The organism is Ruegeria sp. CH5, assembly GCF_056537025.1.
Genome location: NZ_JBQFQT010000010.1, coordinates 1 through 2,500 on the forward strand (window position 1 = coordinate 1; position 2,500 = coordinate 2,500).

The 2,500-nt window shown below is 54.8% G+C and carries 1 tRNA gene and 2 rRNA genes (1 of these 3 cut by a window edge); all 3 read right to left on the reverse strand.

The features are described from left to right. Window positions 1–77 (reverse strand) — tRNA-Met (locus tag ACR0JC_RS18780). An 86-nt stretch (window positions 78–163) separates the two neighbouring features. Continuing rightward, window positions 164–278 (reverse strand): 5S ribosomal RNA (gene rrf / locus ACR0JC_RS18785). Between the two features lie 238 nt (window positions 279–516). Beyond that, a 23S ribosomal RNA gene (locus ACR0JC_RS18790) occupies window positions 517–2,500 on the reverse strand; it runs 843 nt beyond the window's last position.

A 2,500-nucleotide genomic window follows, 5' to 3' on the forward strand; every position in this document is an offset into this window, starting at 1 on the left:
TGGTTGCGGGAGCAGGATTTGAACCTGCGACCTTCAGGTTATGAGCCTGACGAGCTACCGGGCTGCTCCATCCCGCGACACTTTGGGTTGGTCTGTTGCCTATTTGGCTGTTTGAGACCTTGTCGTGTTTTTTGATCGTTTTAGAGAGGGGGGATTTTTCTAGGTTTGGCGGTGACCTACTCTCCCGGGGCTTGAGCCCAAGTACCATTGGCGCTGCAGTGCTTAACTTCCGGGTTCGGGATGGGACCGGGTGTTTCACTTGCGCTATGACCACCAAACCGAGGAAAATCCCCGTCGCTCTTTTTGCTTTGCAAAAAGGCGACGCGCGGGAGGCGGCGTATTCGCTTGCGAATGCGCGTTCCCGCACGGTTGTATAATCAATCAACCCCGTGCAATCCGCTTTGCGGATTGTCACGTCGTTGTCCTTGGTCAAGGTCGGTGTATGCTTTTGGTCTTGTTTGATCGCCTACCGCTTCGCTACTTGAGGCGGTGAGCTTTGTCTTTCTGTTACTGGATCAAATCAAGCCTATCGGGCGATTAGTACCGGTCAACTGAACGCATTGCTGCGCTTACATCTCCGGCCTATTGACGTGGTGGTCTTCCACGGCCCTCAGGGAGACCTTGTTTTGAGGGGGGCTTCCCGCTTAGATGCCTTCAGCGGTTATCCTGTCCGATCATAGCTACCCTGCACTGCCGTTGGCACGACAACAGGTCCACCAGTGGATCGTTCACCCCGGTCCTCTCGTACTAGGGGCAACTCCTCTCAAGTCTCCTACACCCACGGCAGATAGGGACCGAACTGTCTCACGACGTTCTAAACCCAGCTCACGTACCTCTTTAAACGGCGAACAGCCGTACCCTTGGGACCTGCTCCAGCCCCAGGATGAGATGAGCCGACATCGAGGTGCCAAACACTGCCGTCGATATGGACTCTTGGGCAGTATCAGCCTGTTATCCCCGGCGTACCTTTTATCCGTTGAGCGATGGCCCTTCCACTCGGGACCACCGGATCACTATGGCCGTCTTTCGACTCTGCTCGACTTGTCAGTCTCGCAGTCAGGCTGGCTTCTGCCATTGCACTCAACGAGCGATTTCCGACCGCTCTGAGCCAACCTTCGCGCGCCTCCGTTACGCTTTAGGAGGCGACCGCCCCAGTCAAACTACCCGCCACGCAGGGTCCCGGATCCGGATAACGGACCGCGGTTAGACATCAAGAATGCAAAGGGTGGTATCTCAAGGGAGGCTCCACAGGAACTGGCGTCCCTGCTTCGAAGCCTACCACCTATCCTGCACATTGCAGTCCTGATGCCAGTGCGAAGCTGTAGTAAAGGTGCACGGGGTCTTTCCGTCTAACCGCGGGAAGCCTGCATCTTGACAGGCAATTCAATTTCGCTGAGTCGATGTTGGAGACAGCGGGGAAGTCGTTACGCCATTCGTGCAGGTCGGAACTTACCCGACAAGGAATTTCGCTACCTTAGGACCGTTATAGTTACGGCCGCCGTTTACCTGGGCTTCAATTCAAGGCTCTCACCTCTCCTTTTAACCTTCAGGCACCGGGCAGGCGTCAGACCCTATACGTCGTCTTGCGACTTCGCAGAGCCCTGTGTTTTTAATAAACAGTCGCCACCCCCTGGTTTGTGCCCCCAGCCCCTAGTTGCCTAGGAACCGGGCCTCCTTCTCGCGAACTTACGGAGGTATTTTGCCGAGTTCCTTCAACATCGTTCTCTCAAGCGCCTTGGTATGCTCTACCAGTCCACCTGTGTCGGTTTAGGGTACGGTCTGATGGAGGGCTATTTCCAGGAACCACTCAGCAGCCCAATCAATCCGATAAGATTGAACTACACCTGTGATCCGTCACATCCTCCTGGCCTAGGAATATTAACCTAGTTCCCATCGCCTACGCCTTTCGGCCTCGGCTTAGGGGCCGGCTTACCCTGCTCAGATTAGCTTTAAGCAGGAACCCTTGGACTTTCGGCGAGAGTGTCTCTCACACTCTTTGTCGCTACTCATGTCATCATTCTCACTAGTGATCTCTCCACCGGATCCCTCACAGGCCGGCTTCATCGAAAGATCCTCGCCTCCAATATCCCCGAAGGGATCAAGGAGGCATGGATCTATGTCACACTACGCTCTGCTACCATGCCTTACGGCATCCTAAGCTTCGGCTCATGGCTTGAGCCCCGTTACATCTTCGCCGCAGGACAACTTGTTTAGACCAGTGAGCTGTTACGCTATCTTTAAAGGATGGCTGCTTCTAAGCCAACCTCCTGGTTGTTTTGGTCGTCCCACCTGCTTTCCCACTTAGCCATGAATTGGGGGCCTTAGCTGTAGGTCAGGGTTGTTTCCCTCTCCACTACGGACGTTAGCATCCGCAGTGTGTCTGCCATCTAGTACTCCCGGGTATTCGGAGTTTGGTTAGGATCAGTAAGCCTGTGGGGCCCCATTACCCATCCAGTGCTCTACCCCCCGGGGTATTCGGATGACGCTCTACCTAAATAGA